General features: G+C 64.6%; 7 protein-coding genes. All 7 read left to right on the forward strand.

Annotation, left to right across the window (positions count from 1 at the left end; genetic code table 11):
- On the forward strand, positions 1–812 hold an 812-nt coding region (locus J7J55_08270; GenBank protein MCD6142688.1), incomplete at its 5' end, for an acetyl-CoA carboxylase biotin carboxylase subunit.
- Between the two features lie 79 nt (positions 813–891).
- The gene (gene ffh / locus J7J55_08275; protein ID MCD6142689.1) at positions 892–2,223 is read left to right on the forward strand and encodes a signal recognition particle protein; all 1,332 of its coding nucleotides are present in this window, start codon (positions 892–894) and stop codon (positions 2,221–2,223) included.
- Positions 2,224–2,260: 37 nt separating this feature from the next.
- Positions 2,261–2,554, forward strand: a complete 294-nt coding sequence (gene rpsP / locus J7J55_08280; GenBank protein MCD6142690.1) for a 30S ribosomal protein S16 — start codon at positions 2,261–2,263, stop codon at positions 2,552–2,554.
- A complete protein-coding gene (locus J7J55_08285) occupies positions 2,555–2,788 on the forward strand; it encodes a KH domain-containing protein (GenBank protein ID MCD6142691.1) in 234 nt (77 codons plus the stop codon). It abuts the gene before it with no gap.
- Positions 2,788–3,543, forward strand: a complete 756-nt coding sequence (gene trmD, locus J7J55_08290) for a tRNA (guanosine(37)-N1)-methyltransferase TrmD (protein MCD6142692.1) — start codon at positions 2,788–2,790, stop codon at positions 3,541–3,543. Before J7J55_08285 ends, trmD begins: the two co-directional genes overlap by 1 nt.
- Positions 3,536–4,096 (forward strand): RNA methyltransferase, encoded by a 561-nt coding sequence (locus tag J7J55_08295; GenBank protein ID MCD6142693.1) that lies wholly within the window; start codon positions 3,536–3,538, stop codon positions 4,094–4,096. Before trmD ends, J7J55_08295 begins: the two co-directional genes overlap by 8 nt.
- A gap of 9 nt (positions 4,097–4,105) precedes the next feature.
- On the forward strand, positions 4,106–4,435 hold the full coding sequence (gene rplS / locus J7J55_08300; protein ID MCD6142694.1) for a 50S ribosomal protein L19: 330 nt from the start codon (positions 4,106–4,108) through the stop codon (positions 4,433–4,435).
- Positions 4,436–4,467 lie beyond the last annotated feature (32 nt).

Below are 4,467 nucleotides of genomic sequence, written 5' to 3' on the forward strand. Positions count from 1 at the left end.
AGCTCGCGGCGGCGGTGACGAGCGCGGCGCGCGAGGCAACAGCGGCGTTCGGGAAGACCGAGCTCTACCTCGAGCGCGCCCTGATCAACCCGCGTCATATCGAGGTCCAGGTGATCGGCGATGCGTTCGGGAGGATCGCCCACCTCGGGGAGCGGGAGTGCTCGATCCAACGCCGTCACCAGAAGCTGATCGAGGAGGCGCCCGCTCCCAACCTCGATCCGGAGATCCGAGCCGCCCTCCACGCTGCCGCCCTCACCGCCGCTCGTACCCTTGACTACCGGAGTGCGGGGACGGTCGAGTTCATCCTCGACGCGGACGGCAACTTCTACTTCATCGAGATGAACGCCCGCATCCAAGTGGAGCACCCGGTGAGCGAAGCGGTGACCGGGGTGAACCTGGTGAAAGAGCAGATCCGGATCGCGCGGGGGGAGGGACTCTCTCGCGACGAGTTCCCGATCAGGGGGCACGCGATCGAGTGTCGGATCAACGCCGAGGACCCGCAGACCGGGTTCCTCCCCGCCTCGGGCCGGCTCAGGATCAAGAGCCTGCCCGGTGGGTACGGGGTGCGGGTCGACACCCACATCTACGACGGGATGGAAGTGCGGCCCCACTACGACTCCCTCCTCGCCAAGGTGATCACGTGGGGGGAGGACCGGGAGGAGGCGATGATCCGGATGTACACAGCGCTGGAGCGGTTCCAAATCGCGGGGGTGGCGACGACGCGCGACCTCGCCCAGGAGATCATCGCCCATCCCGCGTTCCGCGAGGGGAGGATCGGGACCGGATTTCTGAACGAGGAGGGAATCGGTTGACGGAATGGGTGGAGGGATTTACTCTGTAGTGGCGGGCATTGTGCCCGACGTTCGCGGGAGAGGTATCGAGGAGAGTTAGATGTTCGATTCGTTGACCGAGCGGCTGAGCGGGGTCTTCTCCCGCCTGCGCGGAAAGGGGAAGCTGTCGGAGAAGGACGTGGATGCCGGGCTGCGCGAGATCAGGCTCGCGTTGCTCGAGGCCGACGTCAACTACAAGGTGGTCAAGGATCTGATCGGGAAGATCCGCGCCCGTGCGATCGGGGAGGAGGTGCTGGAGAGCCTCACCCCGGCCCAGCAGTTGATTAAGATCGTACGCGACGCCCTCACCGAACTGATGGGGTCCGAGCGGGTCGGACTCAACCTGGACCACCGTCCGGCGGTGATCGTGCTCGTCGGACTGCAGGGCTCGGGGAAGACGACGACCGCGGCCAAGCTTGGGCTCCTCCTCCGCAAGTCCGGCCATTCCCCCGGGCTCGTCGCCGCCGACGTCTATCGTCCGGCGGCGGTCGACCAGTTGGTGGCGCTGGGGAAGAGCCTGGAGATCCCGGTCGCATCGTTCCCTGGCCTCGCCCCACCGCAGATCGCGGCCAAGGCGCGGGAGTGGGCCGAGGAGAACCTGTACGACGTGATCATCCTCGACACCGCCGGTCGCCTTCACATCGATGATGAGATGATGCGGGAGCTGGAGGAGATCGTGACCGCGGTCCCGCCCGACGAGGTCCTTCTCGTCGCCGACGCGATGACCGGGCAGGAGGCGGTGAACATCGCGGCCGAGTTCAACGCTCGGCTTCACTTAACCGGCGTGATCCTCACCAAACTCGACGGTGACGCCCGGGGCGGGGCGGCCCTGTCCATCCGTGCCGTAACCGGGGCCCCGATCAAGTTCGTCGGAGTGGGAGAAAAGGCCGACGCCCTCGAACCGTTCCATCCCGATCGGATGGCAGCCCGCATCCTCGGGATGGGGGACGTCCTCACCCTGATCGAACAGGCCGAGTCCAAGCTCGATCAGAAGAAGGCGGAGCAGCTTGCCACCCGCATCCGCAAGAACCGGTTCACCTTGCAGGACTTCCTCGAGCAGCTCGAGGAGATGAGGAAACTGGGCCCGTTCTCCCAGATCCTGGACAAACTCCCTGGGGTGAGCAAGCTGAAGGGGACACCGGAAGTCGATGAGGCCGAGATCGACCGGGCTCTGGCGATCCTCCGCTCGATGACGTTGGAAGAACGGCTGAATCCGTCTATAATTGGGGGAAGTCGTAAGCGGCGGATCGCGCGGGGGAGCGGTACGCAGGTTCGTGATGTGAACCGGGTCTTGTCTCGGTTCAATGAGGCGAAGCGTGCCCTCAAGCTGGTAGGGAAGAAGCACATGGGCAAGAGAAGGTTACCCATCGATTTCTTCGGCGAACCGTCGTGACCTTAAGAAAATAAAACGAGCGCAAAGGAGTGGAAAGATGGCAGCGAAGATCCGTTTGAAGAAGGTGGGAAGGAAAGGGCAGCCGTCGTATCGAATCGTGGTTCTCGACGGGCTGAAGCCGCGTGACACCAAGGTGGTTGCCGACCTCGGGTACTACGATCCCAAGGCTGATCCGGCGCGGGTGGAGATCGACAACGAGGCCGCGCTCAAGTGGCTCCTCAACGGGGCGAAGCCGACCAAGGCGGCGCGCGACCTTCTGTCCAAGGCCGGGGTGATGGCCGCCTGGGACGCGGCAAAGCGTGAACGGATCAAGGCGCGGGCGGAGGGATAGGTGCTCTACCGCCTCCTCCTCTTCCTCGTCCGGTCATTGGTCGACGATCCCGAGCGAGTGAGGATCGACCGCATCGAGACCGAAAAGGTTGACATCTTCTTCATTCAGGTGGGGAAGGAGGATCGGGGGCGCATCCTCGGGAGAGGGGGGCGGACGATCAGTGCGCTGCGCACGTTCCTCGAGGGGGTGGCGGCCCGACTCGACCGCGAGATCGTGATCGAGCTCGCCGACTGATGCGATTTGACATCGTTACGATATTCCCGGAGGCCCTCTCCGGGTTCTTTTCGGTCGGGGTGATCGGGCAGGCGCGGGCCGCGGGTCTGCTCGAGGTTCACCTGCATGATTTGCGTGACTTCACCGACGATCCCCATCGGGTGGTGGACGACCGCGCGTACGGGGGCGGACCGGGGATGGTGATGAAGGTCGAGCCGTTCGTGCGGGCGATCGAAGCGATCAAATCCGGCGGGGTCAGGTCTTGCTTTTTGCACGAGAGGTGTGGGATTGCAAGACCTGACCCCGAAGGATGGAGGACGATCCTCTTGTCGGCGCAGGGGCGGCTGTTCACCGAGCGCGACGCGATTCGGCTCGGGAAGTACGCCGGCCTGATCCTCCTGTGCGGGCGGTACGAGGGGGTGGACGAGCGGGTGGTCGAGTTCGTGGACGAGGAGCTGTCGATCGGGGATTACGTCCTCACCGGAGGGGAGCTTGCCGCGGCGGTCGTGGTCGAGGCAACGGCGCGCACGATTCCCGGGGTGGTGGGGGACTTCGGGTCGGTAGAGAGCGACTCGTTCTTCAACAAGGAGCGGCTCGGTCCGCCGCAGTACACCCGCCCCCCCGAGTTTCGCGGGCTCAAGGTCCCGGATGTCCTGCTGAGTGGGGATCATAAAAGGATCGAGGAGTTCCGCGCCCGGGCGGCGTGGGAGAAGACGGCGCGCAACCGGCCCGACCTCCTCGGGCTCGATCTTGACAGGGAAAATTCTGATGGGTAACCTCTACATCGGCCTGTTTCACTTTCCGATGCGCAGCCGCACCGGCGAGATCGTCGCCACCTCGACCACTGCGGTCGACGTGCACGATATCGCACGGACGGCGCGGACGTACGGGGTGAGGCGCTACTTCGTGGTGACCCCGCTCCCGTCGCAGCAGGAGATCTCGTGGCGGATCCGCGGGTTCTGGACGGAGGAGCGGGCGGACGCGGAGAGCCGACGGGCAGAGGCGCTCGAGATCGTGACCGTCGCCGCCGACCTCGAGGAGACCCTGGCCGAGATCGAGGCGGAGGAGGGGATGGCGCCGTTGCTCGTTGCCACCTCGGCGCGGCGGCACGGAAAACGGAATGTCTCCTACGCAGAGCTCAAAGAGTACCTGCAAACGGAGGACCGGCCGGTATATATCATTTTCGGAACCGGATGGGGGATGGCAGAGGAGCTGATCGCCGCCACGGACGCCCTTCTCCCTCCGATAAGAGGAAAAAGCGACTTTAACCACCTCTCGGTGCGGGCGGCGGTGGCGATCGTCCTCGACCGCGTGGTGGGAGAAAACTAGGAGATAGAGATGGACGAGATCGTAAGAGCAGTTGAACGGGAGTTCCTGAAGAAACGGACCGAGGAGGAAGAGTTCACCCCCGGCGACATCGTGCGGGTGCACGAGCGGATCACCGAAGGGGCGAAGGAGCGGATCCAGGTGTTCGAGGGGATCGTGCTCAAGAAGAGCGGAGCCGGAACGCGGGCGATGATCACAGTCCGCAAGATCTCCTCCGGGATCGGGGTGGAGAAGACCTATCCCCTGCACTCCCCCAAGGTGGAGAAGATCGAGCTCGTAAAGCCGATCCGGGTCCGCCAGGCGCGCCCGTACTTCCTGCGCCGCCTGCGCCGCATCCGCTGATGGTGTTTACACCGCAGAGGCGCAGAGTTCGC

Source organism: Candidatus Bipolaricaulota bacterium, assembly GCA_021159055.1.
In the GTDB taxonomy this organism is placed as follows: Bacteria; Bipolaricaulota; Bipolaricaulia; order UBA7950; family UBA9294; genus S016-54.